Genomic DNA, 17,794 nt, shown 5'->3' with positions numbered 1-17,794 from the left:
GATAGAGATAGAGATAGAGAGGGTTAGGGGCAATAAAAATGCAGCTCATGGGCTGCATTTTCGTATCTAATTGGCGTAGCTTTAAGTTTATTTCGAAGCAATCACTGTAATCAGCTGGTGGCTTTCGCCAGGCTGTAACGTTTTGCCTGCTTCTAGGCTTGGTGCGTGCAGTGTTGACTCGACACACATCATGGTTAGATAACCGTCGTCTTGCATGTCGCCCATACTTGCAGCCCCTTCCGCCCACGGGTTCCAAAGTACCGCAGAGTTATGACCGTGGTTTTCAACCGTTAGTGTGCGATCCAGCTTTTTGTCAGCAACAAAGATTTGCGTTTCTGGTTGCGTGTAAACGCGGTCAATCGTGTCAGTCAGTACCAGTTCAGCACCACCTTGGCAGATCTTGCCACCTTGTAGGCTATCAATGTACTCAGCACCCATACCCGTTGTGGTTGTGTTGTGAATATCGCCAACGTTTAGGTAAGTGTGCAGTGCACCAGAGAAAGTCCATGGCTGAGAATCAGTGTTCTTCACGTCCAGCGTTACTTTTAGCTGCTCGCCGATCTCAACATTCAAACGTGCATCAAACTGATGAGGCCATACTGCTAGCGTCTCTTCGCTTGGCTTCAGACCTAAGCTAACAATCACGCCAGCTTCGCTTTCACGGTGCTCAACCAATTGCCATTCGCTTGAACGTGCAAAACCATGTGCTGGGGCTGCAATGCGACCAAACCAAGGCCAACATACTGGAATACCACCACGCAGAGCCGTTTTGCCATCGAATTTAGCTTGTTGGCTCATCCAAATTAGGTCTTCTTGACCTTGCGGTTGGAATGACACGACATGACCACCAAACAACGAAATCGCTGCGTTTGCTTTATCGTGGATAACACGAACTAGTTTTACACCTTCGTGCTCAACGATAGTGACGTTGTCAGAAAGTACCGACAGTGCAGGTAGAGTAGATAAATCCATTACATGATCCTTCTAAGGAAATTGAATTCAAATGCTGACTAGAGTGATGCTTGATTTTTCATGAGTAACAAGCAGAGTCAGTATTAGAATTGAATTTTACGTGTGGGCTATCTTGATGAGCTTAGACAGACGCGGTTTAAAAGATAGCGGGTATTAAAAAGGCGACACTAAGGTCGCCTTTTTCAAAGTCTGCTCAAAACAGTCTTCGCTAATGCTTATCTAAAGCTATTTCTAAAAAGAAATTACTTAGAGATGTGAGCGATTAGGTCAAGAACTTTGTTTGAGTAACCGATTTCGTTGTCGTACCAAGATACAACTTTAACGAATTTGTCAGTTAGAGCAACACCAGCTTTAGCATCGAATACTGAAGTTTGAACTTCACCGATGAAATCTTGTGATACTACTTGGTCTTCAGTGTAACCAAGAACGCCAGCCATTTCGCCTTCAGAAGCTTCTTTCATTGCAGCACAAATTTCTTCGTAAGATGCAGCTTCTTTTAGGTTAACAGTTAGGTCAACTACAGATACGTTAGCAGTTGGTACACGGAAAGCCATACCAGTTAGAAGGCCGTTTAGTTCTGGAAGAACAACGCCTACAGCTTTAGCAGCACCAGTTGAAGATGGGATGATGTTTTGAGAAGCACCACGGCCACCGCGCCAGTCTTTAGCAGAAGGGCCATCTACAGTTTTTTGAGTTGCTGTAGTAGCGTGAACTGTAGTCATAAGACCAGACTCAATGCCCCACTTATCGTTAAGTACTTTAGCGATAGGTGCAAGACAGTTAGTAGTACAAGAAGCGTTAGAAACGATGTCTTGACCAGCGTAAGATGCTTGGTTAACGCCCATTACGAACATTGGAGTTGCATCTTTAGAAGGACCAGTAAGAACTACTTTCTTAGCGCCAGCAGTGATGTGCTTACGTGCAGTCTCGTCAGTTAGGAAAAGACCAGTTGCTTCAGCAACTACGTCTACTTCGATAGCATCCCACTTAAGGTCTTCTGGGTTACGCTCAGCTGTAACACGTACAGTTTTACCGTTAACGATTAGGTTACCGCCTTCAACTTCAACAGTACCGTTGAAACGGCCGTGAGTTGAGTCGTACTTAAGCATGTATGCCATGTACTCTACGTCGATTAGATCGTTAATACCTACTACTTCGATGTCTGCACGCTCTTGAGCTGCGCGGAATACGAAACGGCCGATACGGCCAAAACCGTTAATACCTACTTTGATAGTCATTGTAGTTGCTCCACAACTTAATTTCTGATTAAAGATAACTGGTAGTAAAATTACAGAATCCAGTATACATCTGCAATAGATAATCCGACTTAACTTGTTTAATGTCAAAAAAAAGCGACGCTTTTCTTAACAATTGGGTGTAAGTGGTTGAAAATTGACCATTGCGAGTGGCTCTGTACCCTTCCAGTTGGGTAAAATACCTCTAAATGATGATTCACTTATGAGTGTATATGTACAATGTTTCCTGGTGAGAAAGTATGTGCTACAAAACGACTCATATGCAAGCCTTTATAGAAAAAAGTAAATATAATAACTGATAATGTGGAGAGATATTAACGTGATTCAAAAGGGAGGAAATATGATAAAGCCTGATGAATACTGGCGTGAACGCCTAACGGACGATGAATTTTCTGTGTGTCGTCAACGTGGTACCGAAGCCCCATATAGCGGTAAGTTACTGCACAACCATAAGACGGGTGTCTATAGCTGCACATGCTGTGAAAGCCCTTTGTTTCTGTCGGATAACAAATATGATTCAGGGTGCGGTTGGCCAAGCTTTGATGCCCCAGTGAATGATGAAGCAGTACGCTATATAGAAGATCTAAGTCACGGAATGAAGCGTGTAGAGATCCGTTGTACCGCTTGTGATAGCCATTTAGGTCACGTTTTTCCTGATGGTCCGAAGACAACCGGTGAACGGTTCTGTGTTAATTCTGTGTCGTTAATTTTCAACAAAAATGACGAAACTACCAAATAACTTGTCACAATTGTCTAATCCTTACAGGCGTATTTGTTGATTGAGTGGTACTGAACTGCCCAGTAGCTCAGTATTTCAGAGTTATTTCTAGCACAAACGAAAACAGCTACCATCATGGTAGCTGTTTTTTTGAAAGCTCGTGAATAGAACGTTTGGACTAGAAAACGAGAACAGTGCGATCAGTAACGAGGGACAATCGAAGGGCTGTAAACCTCATCTTCAATAGCGTCGACTATATTGTCCGCGTCTTCATTTAGTTGTTCGTATGTTGACTCATCGAAACGGTACAACACGGTAAGTTCTGCTTCCGAAGCAATAGGCACATCAAAGTTCTTGGCAACCATTGCCCAGACGTACGCTTTTTCCATATGCCCAAGGCTGTGGTTGATACTCGCCATCGATTTGAAGATCTCGGTGTTGACCTTCGAACCATTAGAAAGCGTTAACGCATTATTGAGTAGCTTAAGCGTTTTTTCATGGTCACGGGTAGTATAAAAAGTGGCTAGCGCATATTGCATCTCTGCTGTGTTTAATGCTTCTGTCCCTTCTAATTGCAGGAAACTGCGTCTTGCGTTGGTATCCCCAGTTTGTGACCACATAAAATAAAGCGTTTCCGGGGTATTTGATCGCGAGAGTTCGTTAACAATACGTTCAGACTCTTCGATACTATTCATTAAGGAGATGAAGCGACGTTCTTGAAGTTTGGATTGATCAATCGTTTCGATCTGTGCAGCAAGCTCTAGACACTTTTTGTAAGCAGAGACTAATTCGAATTCTTTAATCTTATTGGTATCGCTGGGGTTTTCTTTTGCTTCAAATCGATGCCAGACGAGGTCGGTACGTGCGACACGGCACTGTCCGTCGTTCATATTTAACTTTTCACACTGAAGCCACGGGTTGCTTTCGCACAATTGAGCGGTATTTTTGTTCCCGTCAAAACACCCAACCAGAGTGAAAGGCAATAGGCTTAGTACCAACCATTTCATAATTTTCATATTCCTTCACTTGTGATCAAATACACTTATTTTCAGTCAGGTTCTTGACTCAATTCTGATACGGGTTATTTTCTGGTGAAAATTGTTAAAACTAAGGCCTTACCATGGATGCAGAACAACTTCTTAGCGCAATGACCCCCGAGGTCTACGAACGTTTAAACTATGCAGTTGAAACGGGGAAATGGCCAGAAGGAACGGCGCTCTCTAAAGAGCAGCGCGACTCGTGTATGCAGGCGGTTATGTTGTATCAATCGAAACATAACTCTGAAGCTCAACATATGACAATTGCAGCCGGCGGAGAAATTAGCTTTAAATCAAAGTCTGAACTAAAGAAGCAGTTTAAGTCCGACCAAGAAGATATTGTTAGAGTTAATCCTAATCATTAGGCTTAAATTACAACAAAGGGGTGGCACTGTGCCACCCCTTTTTGACTGTTAAGCTGTTTATTTATAAACAATAATACGATTTAGTTCAGGTTTACGTGAGGGCTTGATTAAAGGTAAGCCCTCGGCTAAACGAATCGCAGGATAGGCTTATAAGCTCATCTCACCGCGTAACACTTGTTGCATTTGAGCCTTCACTTCTTCGTAGCTTAAATCTTGGCTCAATAGATAATGTAATTTCGCCAGTGATGCTTCTGGTGTCATATCGTAACCACTGATAACGCCCGATTCTGCTAGTGCACAACCCGTCGCGTAACCACCCATGTTGACTTTACCTGCCAAACACTGAGTTAGGTTCACCACAATCACACCTCGCTCTGAGGCATCTTTTAAGTGTTGAAGTAGTTCTTGATTTTGCGGTGCGTTACCAACACCAAAAGTAAGCAGAATCATTGCATTTACAGGCTGTAGTAGCGTGTTGCGAATCACCTCATGCGAGATTCCTGGGTACATTGTAATTACACCGATGGGTTGCGGAGTAATGTTATGAACCTTGAAAGCACCTTCAGGTTGTTCGTTTACCTTAACGTTATTGCTGATCTGGATATTGATACCCGCTTCTAGCAATGGAGTTAGGTTTGGAGAGGTAAACGCATTGAAGCCATCAGCGTGTGATTTTGTACTGCGGTTACCGCGCATCAACTTGTTGTTGAAGAACAGTGTCACTTCGTTGATCGGATAGTTCGCTGCAATGTGCAGAGCATTAAGCAGGTTTGCTTGTCCGTCTGAACGTAATTCTGCTAATGGGATCTGAGAGCCCGTAACAATCACAGGTTTGCCGAGGTTTTCCAGCATGAAAGACAGAGCAGAGGCGGTGTAAGCCATAGTGTCTGTACCGTGCAGGATAACGAAACCATCGTACTTATCGTAGTTCGCGCGAATATCATCAGCGATAGTCTGCCAATCAAGTGGCGTCATATCTGAAGAGTCCATTAATGGAGAGTATTCATGAATGGTGTACTCAGGCATTTCTGGGCGATGGAATTCAGGCATGCCTGCTAGCTGCTTATCCATAAAACCTGCGACTGGGACATAGCCGTGGTCCAAAGACTTCTGCATGCCAATTGTGCCGCCGGTATACGCGATATAGATGTGTTTTCTTTCCATGGCGATTAATACTTAGTGTGATATAGGGAACAGGGGGGCGATTATAGCGAATTATCATGCAATAAAAAGAGGCGCCTCACACAGAGGCGCCTCTTGATAACAAAGCGTTGAGCTTATCTTATTGAACTTGGCAGTTTAAGCAAAAAGCATATCGGCCTTGTGGGTCGTTAAAGTTACCTAACAGTTGGCTATCTTGGGCTAACTGTTGAGTAATAGGCTGTAAACTGCTTGGAATCATTGACTGAATATCAAGGCCTATCGACACCTGAACTTGGTTCATAAATTCTTGAATAAATAGTTCAGTGGCTGAAAGAGGCTCTTCTACCCAGTAGATATTGTAGGTTTCAAGCTCTGCAAGTGAAGCCGCAGCTGTAATCGCATCATCAAAATCACCAATTTCATCGACTAGACCTTTCTCGATTGCATCTTGGCCTGTCCATACTCGGCCTTGAGCAATCTTGTCTACAGTATCGACTTCCATGCCACGGTTTTCTCCAACTAGGCTGATGAATCGGCGGTAACCGTTTTCAATGCCCATTTGGAACGCATCTTTCGCGCCGTCGCTAAGCCCTGTTGTAATACCAAGGCCAGAGAAAGGCGACGTACCAACGCCATCGGTGTAAACGCCGATATCGTTCAAGCCTTTCTCAAAGGTCGTGATAACACTGAAGATACCGATCGAGCCTGTTAGTGTGGTTGGTTGAGCCAAAATCTTGTCTGCGCCCATCGAGATCCAATAACCACCCGAAGCGGCAAGGCTAGACATAGAAACCACAACAGGTTTACCTGCTTGCTTGATCGCTTCTATTTCATTGCGGATAACTTCTGAAGCAAACGCGCTACCACCTGGGCTGTCTACACGAAGTACAACCGCTTTTACTTTGTCGTCGTTGCGCGCTTGGCGAAGTAGTGCGGCCGTGGTATCACCACCAACGGTGCCACGTGGCTGTTTGCCATCCATAATTGCGCCGCTAGCAACAATTACAGCGACATCGTGCGATTCACTTGTTAGGTCAGGAAGCATGGTTGTACGGTACTCGTAGTACCCCAACGCGTTATAGCTGTCTTGACCGTCACTGCCGAAGACGTCTGCGAGCTCTAGACGAACTTGTTGGCGAGTTGCCAGTTCGTCAACTAAACCAAGCTTCTCTGCCAGTTTTGCGATATCGCCATCAACCGACTCAAGGTCTTTTAAGAAAGAGTCCATGCTTGGGTTCAAGGTTTTAGCATCGATCTGGCGGTTGTTGCTTACGTCATCAACGTATGCTCCCCACAGTTGACCTAACCAACGAGAAGCTGACTCTTTCGCTGCGTCTGACATATCGTCGCGAATGAAAGGTTCGATTGCAGACTTATAAGTACCGACGCGGAATACATGTGTATTTACGTCAAGCTTCTCTAATAGAGTTTTGTAGAATAGCGAGTAAGCACTATAGCCTTTAAGCAGCACGCCGCCGTCAGGCGATAAGAAGACTTTAGTTGCGTAGCTGGCTAGGTAGTATTGGCTTTGGTTATAAAAGTCACCTACCGCATAAATTGGTTTGCCAGTTGCTTTGAACTCGTTAAGTGCTTTAGCTATGTAGCGCAGCTTGGTCAGATTGGTTTCTGGCAACTCTTTCAGTGCTAAAACGATACCAGTTACCTTGTCATCGTCTTTGGCGTAGCGAATTGTTTCAACAATATCAAACAGGACATTTTCTTTTGGAAGGTCTTTGCCAAGCAGTGAACCCGTGACCGAATCCATCGGATTGATATAGCGACTTTGCTCCACGATAGGGCCAGACAGGTTAAGTACTAAAGCCGATTCCTGTGGAACAGTGGGTTGAGTTGTGTCTGAGTGGAAGTATACAAAGTAGATGATGGCGATACTGAGTAAAAAGAAAAGGTTAACCAGCGCAAGACGCACAAACGTGATGAGCTTCCAAATCCCTTTAAAGATCATGCCTATAAATTTGAATATCTTTTTCATTATGTCTCCGCAGTGAGATCACGTGGCTTTAACAAGCAACAGTACTATTAATCTCAATAATATGAACTGCTTAGTATCCTACGATAATTCCCTAGCTCAAACTACACCAAGAATTGTTAATCGATATATATTCTCATTAAGTGTAGTCAAATTAAGGGTTTCTGAACGATTAATGCGTCCTGCATTATGATCGGTGTTACAAAAATGTAAACGGTTGTTTGAACTTTTGGTGATTGAGTTATATTGTGGTCAGACCACAAGGATATAATAATAGAAGTGATGTCTGCCATGTACCCACATTTACTCGAACCACTCGATCTTGGATTTACTCAGTTACGTAACCGTGTATTGATGGGATCAATGCACACGGGTTTAGAAGAAAATAAAGAAGGCCTCCACAAGCTTGCCGCGTTTTATGAAGAGCGAGCAAAAGGAGGCGTTGGCCTTATTGTTACCGGTGGTTTCTCTCCTAATTTACGTGGCAGATTGACCCCATTTAGTGCTGAGTTCAGTAAAGTTAAGCACGCTAAAGCTCACCAAGTTGTTACCGAGGCCGTGCATAAGCATGGAGGTAAAATTGCCCTTCAGTTGCTACATGCTGGCCGCTATGCCATGCACCCATTCGCGCAAAGTGCTTCGGGCATCAAAGCGCCAATCGCTAAGTTTGCACCGAGTGAGATGAGCCCTCGTCAAATTAAAAAGACCATCGGTGCTTTTGCCAACAGTGCAGAGCTAGCTCAGGTTGCTGGCTATGACGGCATAGAGATCATGGGCTCCGAAGGTTACTTGATTAACCAATTTATCTGTAAACGTACCAACATGCGTTATGACGAATGGGGCGGTTCTTATGAGAAGCGTATGCGTTTCCCGCTAGAGATCGTTAAATCGATTCGCGAAGCGGTGGGTAAAGATTTCATCATTATTTTCCGTTTATCGATGCTGGATTTGGTTGAGCAAGGCAGCACATTCGAAGATGTTGTCCTTCTGGCTCAGAAGCTTGAAGAAGCGGGCGTGACCATTATCAACACTGGTATCGGTTGGCACGAAGCTCGTGTTCCTACGATTGCGACTCAGGTACCACGTGGTGCTTTCTCTTGGGTGACGGAAAAAGTGAAACCATACGTGTCGATCCCAGTGGTGACATGTAACCGCATCAATACTCCAGAAGAGGCCGAGCGTATCCTTAGTTCAGGACAGGCCGACATGGTATCAATGGCTCGTCCATTCTTGGCTGACCCTGACTTTGTTAATAAAGCCGCTCAAGACCGAGCGCAGTTCATTAACACCTGTATCGGTTGTAACCAAGCTTGTCTTGATAACGTATTCAAAGGTAAAAGAGCGAGCTGCTTAGTTAACCCTCGCGCTTGTTACGAAACTGAAATTGTTGTGCAACCTGCTCAAGCCACTAAAACTATTGCCGTAGTCGGTGCTGGCCCCGCAGGTCTAGCTTGTGCGACAACGTTAGCGCAGCGTGGACACACAGTTGACTTGATTGAGAAAAATGACCGCATCGGTGGACAATTTAGATTGGCAATGCAGATTCCGGGTAAAGAAGAGTTCAGAGAAACGATTCGTTACTTTGCTAACCAAATAGATGCATCAGGCGTGAACTTAAAACTGGATACTGAAGCGACGTTTGAGATGTTGTTGAAGTACGATGAAGTCGTGATGGCTGCTGGTGTTGAACCCAGAAAGCTTGATATTGAAGGGATAGATCAAGAAAACGTAGTCGACTATCAAACCTTGATTCGTGAAAAGACACCAGTAGGAGAAAAAGTCGCGATTGTTGGTGCCGGTGGTATTGGTATTGATGTGGCAACTATGCTGACAGAGCCGACTTCTCATAGCTTGGACGACTGGCTGCATGAGTGGGGCATTGATAAGAATATGGAGCACCCAGGTGGACTTTATCCTTACCCTGATTCGTTCAGTGATAAAACGGTTTGGGTGATGCAGCGTAAAGCCGGTCGAGTGGGTAAAGGCCCGGGTAAGACTACAGGTTGGATTCATAAACGCACATTAGAAAAACGTGGTGTGAACTTACTTGGTGGCGTGAGCTACAACAAGATTGACGACCAAGGTCTGCATATTAGCGTTGGTAAGAAAGATCAGGTACTCGATGCCGATTCCGTTATCGTGTGTGCGGGCCAAGTTTCGGTTCGTCCATTCGAAGACATGTGGCAAGAGTTTGGTGGCAAACTACACGTGATAGGCGGTGCCGATTACGCGGGTGAACTGGATGCCGTGCGTGCGATTCGCCAAGGTGTTGAGTTAGCTATTAAGCTTTAACAACAAACAGAATGTTCTCGTTTGATAAGTTTGAATCAGAAAGTTCAATAAGCTGAACTAGACGGGTAACTAAGCTTGGACTAGACAGATAAATAAGGCTCCTAAGTCATAGATTTAGGGGCCTTTGTTGTTTCTAGTGTCGTTTCAAATATTGCTTCAAATAGACAGCCGTTGAGATTTATTATCGTTTGTGTTCTGTGCTACAGTTCAATTATACAAACAATAAAAATTAGTAAGGACTTCAAATGGATGCTTTGGATCTATTGCTCAACAGGCGCTCAATCGCAAAACTCTCTGATCCGGCACCTGAAGGTGTGGCGTTAGAAAATATCATTAAAGCGGGCTTACGTGCTCCAGACCACGGCGCATTGACACCATGGCGCTTTGTTATCGCACAAGGCTCAGGGTTACAGAAGCTCTCTGATATTTTGGTTCGTGCAGCACAAGCTGACGAGAGCGAAGAAGCGGTCATTGAGAAAGTTAAAAAAGCGCCGTTTCGAGCTCCAATGGTGATCACTATCATCGCAAAGGTAACTGAGCACGAAAAAGTGCCAGCATTCGAACAACACCTGTCTGCGGGTTGTGCTGCGCAAGCAATGCAAATGGCCGCAGTTGCACAAGGCTTCCAAGGTTTTTGGCGTTCAGGTAAATGGATGTTCCACCCTGAAGTGCACCAAGCTTTCGGCTTAGAAGGCGACGATGAAATTGTTGGTTTCCTATACCTAGGTACTCCGGGCTGTACGCCAATGAAAGTGCCAGAGCGTGACTTCTCAAAGTTCGTCGAGTTCTTATAGATGTCGTCAGGAAAATAGCTATACAACGAATTGTTGAATGTTAACTGTATAAACAACCAGTTTTTCTTGATTTATTAGGGCCACATTAGATAATGTGGCCCTAATTGTTTGTTGCATCTGGAAAAACATGTCTCGTCTTATTATTGCTGAAAAACCAAGCCTCGGCCGTGCGATCGCCGCTGCATTGCCTAATCCACAGAAGAAAGACCAAGGGTTTATCAAATGTGGCAATGGGGATGTGGTGACTTGGTGTATTGGACACTTATTGGAGCAGGTTGAGCCAGACGCTTATGATGACCGTTATAAGAAGTGGAACTTAGCCGATCTTCCTATCGTGCCGGAGCAATGGCAGCTGAGACCGCGCAAGACTTCCAGCAAACAGCTTACTGTGATCCGAAAGCTATTGAAGGACGCGACCCAAATTGTCCATGCGGGTGACCCGGATAGAGAAGGGCAGCTGCTGGTTGATGAAGTGATTGATTATTGCAAGGTGTCTAAGACTAAGAAAGAGTCGATGGACAGGTTACTTATTAGTGACTTGAACTTGCCAGCGGTAAAGCGTGCGCTCTCTCAAATGCGCAGTAACCGCGATTTTATTCCACTTTCTATTTCTGCATTGGCGCGCTCTAGAGCCGATTGGCTGTATGGCATGAACATGACTCGCGCGTATACCTTGTTAGGTCAAAAGGCGGGTTACCAAGGCGTGTTGTCGGTAGGGCGAGTGCAAACGCCTGTACTTGGTTTGGTCGTAAGGCGTGATGAAGAGATCGAAAACTTCATTCCGAAAGATTATTTTACTCTGCATGCGCTGATCCCTTATCAAAACAACGGCCAGAGCTTTGATATTCGAGCACGTTGGAAACCAAGCGAAGCATGTAAACCTTGGCAAGATGAAGAAGGCCGCGTACTCAATCGAAAGCTGGTTGAGAATGTCGCTAACCGAATTGCTAATCAGCCTGCAACGGTGACGGAATCAGAGCAAAAGCAAAGCAAACAAGCGGCACCACTCCCTTATTCGCTGTCAGCTCTGCAGATTGATGCGTCTAAGCGTTTTGGTATGAGCGCTCAACAGGTACTCGACACTTGTCAGTCATTGTATGAGAAACACAAACTCATCACTTACCCACGTTCTGATAGCCGCTATCTACCTAAAGATCATTATTCGCAACGAGAGTCGGTAGTCGATGCTATCGCCAATAATGCGAAAGAGCTGCAAAGTGGTGCGCAAGGCGCGGATCTTTCTCTTAAATCCAAAGCATGGAACGACAGTAAGGTCGATGCTCACCACGCGATAATCCCAACGCCGAAGAAATCAGCGGTGAATGGCCTATCTGCTAATGAGATGAAAATCTATCAGCAAATTGCCCGCCAATATCTGATGCAGTTCTACCCACCGGCTGTTTTTGCGGATGCTAAGTTGGTTTTTGATATCGCTGGTGGTGTGTTCATCGCGAAAGGGCGTCAGCTTATCAACCCAGGCTGGAAAGTGTTGATGGGCAAAACGGACACCGAAGATAAAGGTGATGGTACTGACACTGTTCCACCGCTAGATAAAGGGACTGTGCTCACCTGTCGTGAAGGCGTGATTGGCGATAAGAAAACCGAGCCACCAAAACACTTTACCGAAGCGACCTTGTTACAAGCGATGACCGGTATTGCACGCTTTGTGGCAAATAAAGACCTCAAAGCTATCTTGAAAGAGACTGATGGCCTCGGCACAGAAGCAACCCGTGCGGGGATTCTCGATACTCTGTTCAAGAGACAACTGTTAACGCGACAGGGTAAAAGCATTCACAGTAGCCCGGCGGGAAGAGGATTGATTAATGCCTTACCTGAGGACTCGACCTTTCCCGATATGACCGCTCACTGGGAGCATCAGTTACAAGGTATGGCTGAACGAAACCAAGCGTATCAGCCCTTCATGCAAGAATTAGAAAGCAAGATCGACGGCTTGATGGGCAAGGTAAAAACGGGTGAAGTCCCTGAATCTTTGCGTCATCTTCCTAAAGTCGAAAGACCGGCTTTTAAACGTCGTAAAGGCGGTGGTGCGAAGAAAACTTATGCCAAGAAAGGGACGTATGCTAAGAAAGGCACTAAAAGCTAGGTACTAAAAGTTAGGTACTGAGAACAAACCGCTGTTTATTGGCGATACTGGAATTAACGTCCGACCTTGCGTCCGCAGCGCTTAAACAGCTGTTGCCAATAGTCGACATGGCGGCGAGTGGATGATCGAAAGGCGTTATGCGCATCTTTGATGGGAAAGTAATAACTGTGTAGGTCAGGTTGCGCGTCAAACATACCAAGTTGCGGGGCTAACTGCTGATAGTAGCCATCTAATTGCGCTATGTACGGCTGAACTTTGCCTATATATTGCTGCTCGAACACATTGTTGAGATAACGAAACTTGGTCGTGTCTCGTTGTTTACCACAGATGATATTGTGATTAAAAGTTGTCAGCTGTTTGGTGATGGTATCAAGTTCGGCCGAAGCTCGCGTGAGCGAGTAGTATAAATCACCGAGCGTAGAGCTCTTTTCTAATACTTCTTGAACCTCAGTAGTCTTTCCCGAAACGAGCGGAACGTTTAACGCTTGATTGATATATTCTAAGGCATCACTGGTTTGTCGTACCTGATCGCCGATATCAGCGTGTAACCACTGACTACCACGCATCTGAGACTGCATTGCATCGCTGGCATAGATGAGATTCCATTGGTGCAGTGGAAATTGTGCGAGCTTCTGCTGCTCGATTTCTTTGAGTAATTCTACGATCTCTGGATCTAATTCGTTATTAGATAAACATTGACCAACACCTTCCAGTAGAGCGACTTGATAATCGTAATTTCGGAACTCGTCGGCGACTTTTCCAAGTACGGAGTTTCTTTCTGCAATCAGGTTGAATAATCCGCATTGTCGAAGTTGATAGCTGTCGATAAGCCCGATAGAGAGCGAAGGAACTTCAATAAACAGTTCTCGCTTTCTCGGTAAGCTGTCGAGCTCCCAGTCTTCCTGTATCTCGTCAGCATCTTGCACGTTGGCGATTTTGGCCTGATAGTCGTCGAAATAGTTCTGTGGGCTGTCATCGAAACATCCAGTGAGCACCATTGTTAGACACAACAGTGTTGAACGTACGAGTAAGCTTGAGATCACGCGGCGAACCATGTGACGGCTACCAGTCTATTTCGCTACCATCGAAATTGAAGAAGTGACCACTCACTTCAGTATTCGATGACTCTATTACAGTCACAAGGCCTTGAGCCGAAGTCTCTGTATCAATAAGAGCATTAGGGCCGCCCATTTCCGTCTGTACCCAACCAGGATGTAACGCTAACACTGTAAAGCCATTATCGGTCAAGTCGTTGCTTAAACTCTTCACAACTGAGTTAAGAGCCGCTTTAGATGAACGATAGATGTAGCCTCCGCCTGATGTGTTTTCAGACATGCTACCCACTCTAGATGAAAGACAGGCGATCTTTTTGACGTCACTACTTTCGATAAGAGGTAATAGAGTCTCGACAAGCTTCAATGGAGCAATGGTGTTGACTTCGAATACACGGCGCCACTCTTCGACATCGGTATTACCCAGACCATAACCTTTAGGGCCATAGTAGCCAGCGTTGTTGATCAAAATATCAATCGACTCTATTTGCGAATTGAGGTGGCTCACCGCTTGGTAATCGGTGATCTCTAATTGAATGCAGGTCAGGTTGCTATTGTGGTCTGCGAGAGAGAGCAGTTCTTTTGCTGAATTGGCGTCACGGTAAGTTGCGTACACCTTGTGATTACCTTTCAAGTATTGTTGAGTCAGACTTAAGCCAATGCCGCGGTTCGCTCCAGTAATAAAAATAACGCTCATGGTGATTCCTTTTCAGTTCAATTAGTTAAGTTTGATGGCTTAACACGAGAAAATCAACGCTCCACCAACTGGCTATTAGCATTCCTACAAAAATCATTACTGCTGCCATCGAGCCGCAGATCACACCACAGATGAGTATTACGTTTTTCATTGTTGTCTCTGGAACTAATTAAAGGTAATGATAATTATTATTATTAATTAGGGTTGTCGCCAAGTCTGAGACTGTTATGATTTTGAGAAAGATACGCAATTTACTTGATTATGATTCCTTTAATTTACCACCCAATCTATTCGCAGTTACCTTTACCAGAAGGTCATCGTTACCCAATCAACAAATATCTGTTGTTACACAGTGCTGTTGAGGCGCTAATGGATAGCGATCCACAATGGGGTAATGCATTCGAAATGTTCCAGCCAATGCCTGTTTCGGTAGAACAAGTAAAGCAGGTACACGATGGTGAATATGTCGATTTGCTAGTTTCTGGAAATTTGCCAGCAGCAAAAATGAGACGTATCGGCTTTCCGTGGAGTGAACAGCTTATAGAAAGGACACTCTATTCAAGTGGTGGAACCTGCTTGGCCGCTGAAATGGCCATCGAGAGTGGTTTAGCGATTCATCTCAGCGGTGGCTATCATCATGCGCACCGAGATTTTGGCAGTGGCTTCTGTTTGTTGAATGATCTGGTCTTGGCGGCCAAGCACGCATTAACCTTTGAGCATATAGATAAAGTGCTGATCGTCGACAGTGATGTTCACCATGGCGATGGTACAGCGACACTTTGCCAAGAGAGCGATGAGATTATTACTTTGTCATTCCACTGCGACAAAAATTTTCCTGCGCGTAAACCGTTATCTGATTTAGATGTGCCATTAAGTCGTGAAACAGAAGATGAAGAGTTCTTACGTTGTTTTGAACAAGTCACCAAGTTGGCGATTGCGCATCACCAACCTGATCTCATTATTTATGACGCGGGGATCGACATCCATCAAGACGATGAACTGGGTTATTTGAATGTTTCGACAAAAGGGATATTTGAACGCGACTGTTTCATGATTGAATTAGCGAAATCAGAGTCTATTCCAATGGCGTGTGTAGTCGGTGGCGGATATCGAACTGAACATCAAGATCTGGTGCCGATTCACATGCAGTTATTGAAGGCCGCATTTACTGTCAGCAGTTGAGTGGTGAGCTTGTGTGATCTCCAGATACAAAAAAGCCGCTGATTTCTCAGCGGCTTTCTTTAATGTGGTGGAGGGATAGGGATTTGAACCCTAGAACCGCTATTAACGGTTGCCGGTTTTCAAGACCGGTGCTTTCGACCACTCAGCCATCCCTCCAGTGCCGCGAATAATATAGTGGTGTGATTCGCTTGTAAATACCCTTATTAACTGACTGCTTTTTTTATGAACAAGTTTGTGTGTTTTTATATTGTCAGAGTGAAAATATATCGAAAAATGTTTCTGATCGCTTCGACTTAGAGGATTAGATCTCGTTTGAGAAAGGAAGATGGAGATAGGATCTCATACAACAGATGTGAGAAACGTCATTAAGATCGCAGCCTTAGCTTCTTGGTGCTTAGCCACTACTCCTCATTAGGTTAACTTGCCTTTATTACTCATAAGATTCATAATAAATACATCTTATAGAGTGAAATATCCCAACATGCATATCACACGTTACACTGATTATTCCCTACGCGTTCTGATCTATTTAGCGATCAACAACCAATCTCTTAGCACCATCGGCGACATTGCTAACAGTTATGGTATTTCTAAAAACCACTTAATGAAGATCGTTCAGCAACTCAACCTCAAAGGGCACCTGATCGCTACAAGAGGAAAAAATGGTGGTTTGAAACTCAGTTGCCATCCAAGTCAGATCAACATAGGTACGTTAGTTCGAGAGTTAGAAGACAAACGTAACTTGGTTGAATGTTTTGGCGAAGATAATAGCTGTGTTATTACACCAAATTGCCAATTGAAAACAATCTTTGCTGAAGCTCAAGAGTGTTTTTACAAATGCTTAGACGCTTATAGCTTGCAAGATCTCCTCGGCGAAGGGCACAGCTACAAACTAGGGCAACTTTTGGCGGTTGACGTTATTTAAGTAAGTTTTGTTTACTCACTAGGTTTACGATGATGAAAGATTTAAATCAACCCCCTAACAATGGCGTTTCAATGACGGCATTTTTTGAGCTCGCGTTTCGACCGTTTTTTTTGTTTGCATCACTTTTTAGCGTTGCAGCTCTAGTTGGTTGGGCCGCGTTTTGGAATGGTAGCGCAACTCTGAATGTTTATGGCGGAGCAATGTGGTGGCATATTCATGAAATGTTATTTGGCTTTGCAGCTACTGTCGTGGTTGGCTTTTTACTGACGGCCGTACAAAACTGGACGGGTGTCCGTAGTATTAACGGACGCGGGTTAATGATACTTCTGGTTATCTGGCTGTGTGCGAGAATAGCCATGTTCCTACCTAATGCCTTTAGCCCTTGGTTGGTGGCTGGGCTCGATTTACTGTTTTTGCCTGTCGCTGTCATTTATCTTGCTCACAATATTGTCAGTGTGAAACTTTGGCGAAATCTATTGTTCGTTCCCATTTTGCTGCTAATGACTTTTGCCAATGCGGCGATGCACTATGGTGTTCTATTTCAGCAGCCAATCTTAATTTCACAAGCTAGCACAAGCATGGTGCTGTTGGTGACTCTAGTCATGTGCATTATGGGTGGACGAGTCTTTCCTATGTTTACCGCGAATGGCACACAGACACCACGAACCCCTGCATTACCATGGCTTGAAAAGCTGAGCATCGTGAGCACGATTTTCGCCGTTGTGTTGAGCTTTCAGATACTTCCAGTTCCACAAGATATCGTTGCTAGCGTGTTTATTGTCAGTGGCCTGGCAAATGCGGTTAGGGCGGTAAGGTGGAAAATATGGGTCGCTTTTAAGACTCCTCTTGTGTGGTCTTTACACTTAAGCTACTGGGCCATTTCGTTAGGATTGGTCTTGTATGGCGTTTCGATCATTTCGTCATTGGTCACACAATCACAAGCGATTCATGCCTTAACCGTGGGTGGAATGGGGGTGATGATCTTATCAATGATCTCACGCGTCTCTCTAGGACATACAGGTCGAGCTATTGCGATTGGTAAAATAATGACTGCGGCGTTAATTGCCATTGTTTTTGCCTTTATTGTTCGAGTATTTGGTGGATACTTTACCAATAATATTGTCTCTATCATCACCTTATCGAGTGCTCTGTGGGTTGTCGCGTACAGTTGTTTCGTTGTGTTGTACTTACCAATTTTAATAAAACCAAGGGCTTAAATACCTCAAGACACCAAGCAGCCAATTTGGCTAATATTAAAGTTGCATTTAAA

The 17,794-nt window shown here is 44.6% G+C and carries 15 protein-coding genes and 1 tRNA gene; 8 read left to right on the top strand and 8 right to left on the bottom strand.

The features are described from left to right. Positions 1–87: 87 nt before the first annotated feature. Together AB4513_RS13830 and gap are read right to left on the bottom strand one after the other, a co-directional pair. Positions 88–972 carry a D-hexose-6-phosphate mutarotase gene (locus tag AB4513_RS13830; RefSeq protein WP_009848659.1) on the bottom strand — a complete coding sequence of 295 codons (885 nt, stop codon included), beginning with the start codon at positions 970–972 and terminating at the stop codon, positions 88–90. A gap of 242 nt (positions 973–1,214) precedes the next feature. Then, entirely contained in the window at positions 1,215–2,210 is a 996-nt protein-coding gene (gap, locus tag AB4513_RS13825) for a type I glyceraldehyde-3-phosphate dehydrogenase (protein ID WP_009848658.1), read from the bottom strand. A 358-nt stretch (positions 2,211–2,568) separates the two neighbouring features. Here gap and msrB point away from each other — a divergent pair, with 358 nt between their 5' ends. Next, positions 2,569–2,967 carry a peptide-methionine (R)-S-oxide reductase MsrB gene (gene msrB, locus AB4513_RS13820; RefSeq protein WP_009848657.1) on the top strand — a complete coding sequence of 133 codons (399 nt, stop codon included), beginning with the start codon at positions 2,569–2,571 and terminating at the stop codon, positions 2,965–2,967. A 179-nt stretch (positions 2,968–3,146) separates the two neighbouring features. Here the strand turns inward: msrB and AB4513_RS13815 are convergent, their stop codons facing one another. After that, positions 3,147–3,953, bottom strand: a complete 807-nt coding sequence (locus tag AB4513_RS13815; protein ID WP_009848656.1) for a DUF2989 domain-containing protein — start codon at positions 3,951–3,953, stop codon at positions 3,147–3,149. 113 nt (positions 3,954–4,066) lie between these two features. On the opposite strand from AB4513_RS13815, the gene AB4513_RS13810 reads away from it, so the two are divergent. Then, positions 4,067–4,348, top strand: a complete 282-nt coding sequence (locus AB4513_RS13810) for a YeaC family protein (RefSeq protein ID WP_009848655.1) — start codon at positions 4,067–4,069, stop codon at positions 4,346–4,348. Positions 4,349–4,495: 147 nt separating this feature from the next. Here AB4513_RS13810 and ansA read toward each other — a convergent pair whose 3' ends face one another. Beyond that, entirely contained in the window at positions 4,496–5,512 is a 1,017-nt protein-coding gene (ansA, locus tag AB4513_RS13805) for an asparaginase (RefSeq protein ID WP_102257910.1), read from the bottom strand. 118 nt (positions 5,513–5,630) lie between these two features. Then, positions 5,631–7,481 (bottom strand): signal peptide peptidase SppA, encoded by a 1,851-nt coding sequence (gene sppA / locus AB4513_RS13800; RefSeq protein ID WP_009848710.1) that lies wholly within the window; start codon positions 7,479–7,481, stop codon positions 5,631–5,633. A gap of 279 nt (positions 7,482–7,760) precedes the next feature. On the opposite strand from sppA, the gene AB4513_RS13795 reads away from it, so the two are divergent. From AB4513_RS13795 to AB4513_RS13785, 3 genes are all read left to right on the top strand, one after another. Further along, entirely contained in the window at positions 7,761–9,770 is a 2,010-nt protein-coding gene (locus AB4513_RS13795; RefSeq protein WP_009848709.1) for an NADPH-dependent 2,4-dienoyl-CoA reductase, read from the top strand. 245 nt (positions 9,771–10,015) lie between these two features. Next, positions 10,016–10,564, top strand: a complete 549-nt coding sequence (locus AB4513_RS13790; RefSeq protein WP_009848708.1) for an NAD(P)H nitroreductase — start codon at positions 10,016–10,018, stop codon at positions 10,562–10,564. Positions 10,565–10,691: 127 nt separating this feature from the next. Continuing rightward, positions 10,692–12,668 (top strand): DNA topoisomerase III, encoded by a 1,977-nt coding sequence (locus AB4513_RS13785; protein WP_009848706.1) that lies wholly within the window; start codon positions 10,692–10,694, stop codon positions 12,666–12,668. A gap of 53 nt (positions 12,669–12,721) precedes the next feature. On the opposite strand, the gene AB4513_RS13780 is transcribed toward AB4513_RS13785, so the two are convergent. Beyond that, positions 12,722–13,723: a DUF3080 domain-containing protein gene (locus AB4513_RS13780; protein WP_009848705.1), complete on the bottom strand. Its 1,002-nt coding sequence runs from the start codon at positions 13,721–13,723 to the stop codon at positions 12,722–12,724. A gap of 7 nt (positions 13,724–13,730) precedes the next feature. Beyond that, entirely contained in the window at positions 13,731–14,417 is a 687-nt protein-coding gene (locus tag AB4513_RS13775) for an SDR family oxidoreductase (protein ID WP_102257909.1), read from the bottom strand. A gap of 261 nt (positions 14,418–14,678) precedes the next feature. Between AB4513_RS13775 and AB4513_RS13770 the strand changes: the two genes are divergently transcribed. Then, positions 14,679–15,599 (top strand): histone deacetylase, encoded by a 921-nt coding sequence (locus AB4513_RS13770; RefSeq protein WP_009848695.1) that lies wholly within the window; start codon positions 14,679–14,681, stop codon positions 15,597–15,599. A gap of 65 nt (positions 15,600–15,664) precedes the next feature. On the opposite strand, the gene AB4513_RS13765 is transcribed toward AB4513_RS13770, so the two are convergent. Continuing rightward, a tRNA-Ser gene (locus AB4513_RS13765) sits at positions 15,665–15,755 on the bottom strand. A 325-nt stretch (positions 15,756–16,080) separates the two neighbouring features. Between AB4513_RS13765 and AB4513_RS13760 the strand changes: the two genes are divergently transcribed. Together AB4513_RS13760 and AB4513_RS13755 are read left to right on the top strand one after the other, a co-directional pair. Then, positions 16,081–16,524: an Rrf2 family transcriptional regulator gene (locus AB4513_RS13760; protein WP_009848694.1), complete on the top strand. Its 444-nt coding sequence runs from the start codon at positions 16,081–16,083 to the stop codon at positions 16,522–16,524. Between the two features lie 32 nt (positions 16,525–16,556). Beyond that, positions 16,557–17,741, top strand: coding sequence for an NnrS family protein (locus tag AB4513_RS13755; RefSeq protein WP_009848693.1), 1,185 nt, complete (start codon positions 16,557–16,559; stop codon positions 17,739–17,741). Positions 17,742–17,794 lie beyond the last annotated feature (53 nt).

The sequence above is a fragment of the Vibrio sp. 10N.222.54.E6 genome (assembly GCF_041473955.1).
In the GTDB taxonomy this organism is placed as follows: domain Bacteria; phylum Pseudomonadota; class Gammaproteobacteria; order Enterobacterales; family Vibrionaceae; genus Vibrio; species Vibrio tasmaniensis_A.
This window is presented reverse-complemented; position numbering and strand designations above follow the sequence as displayed.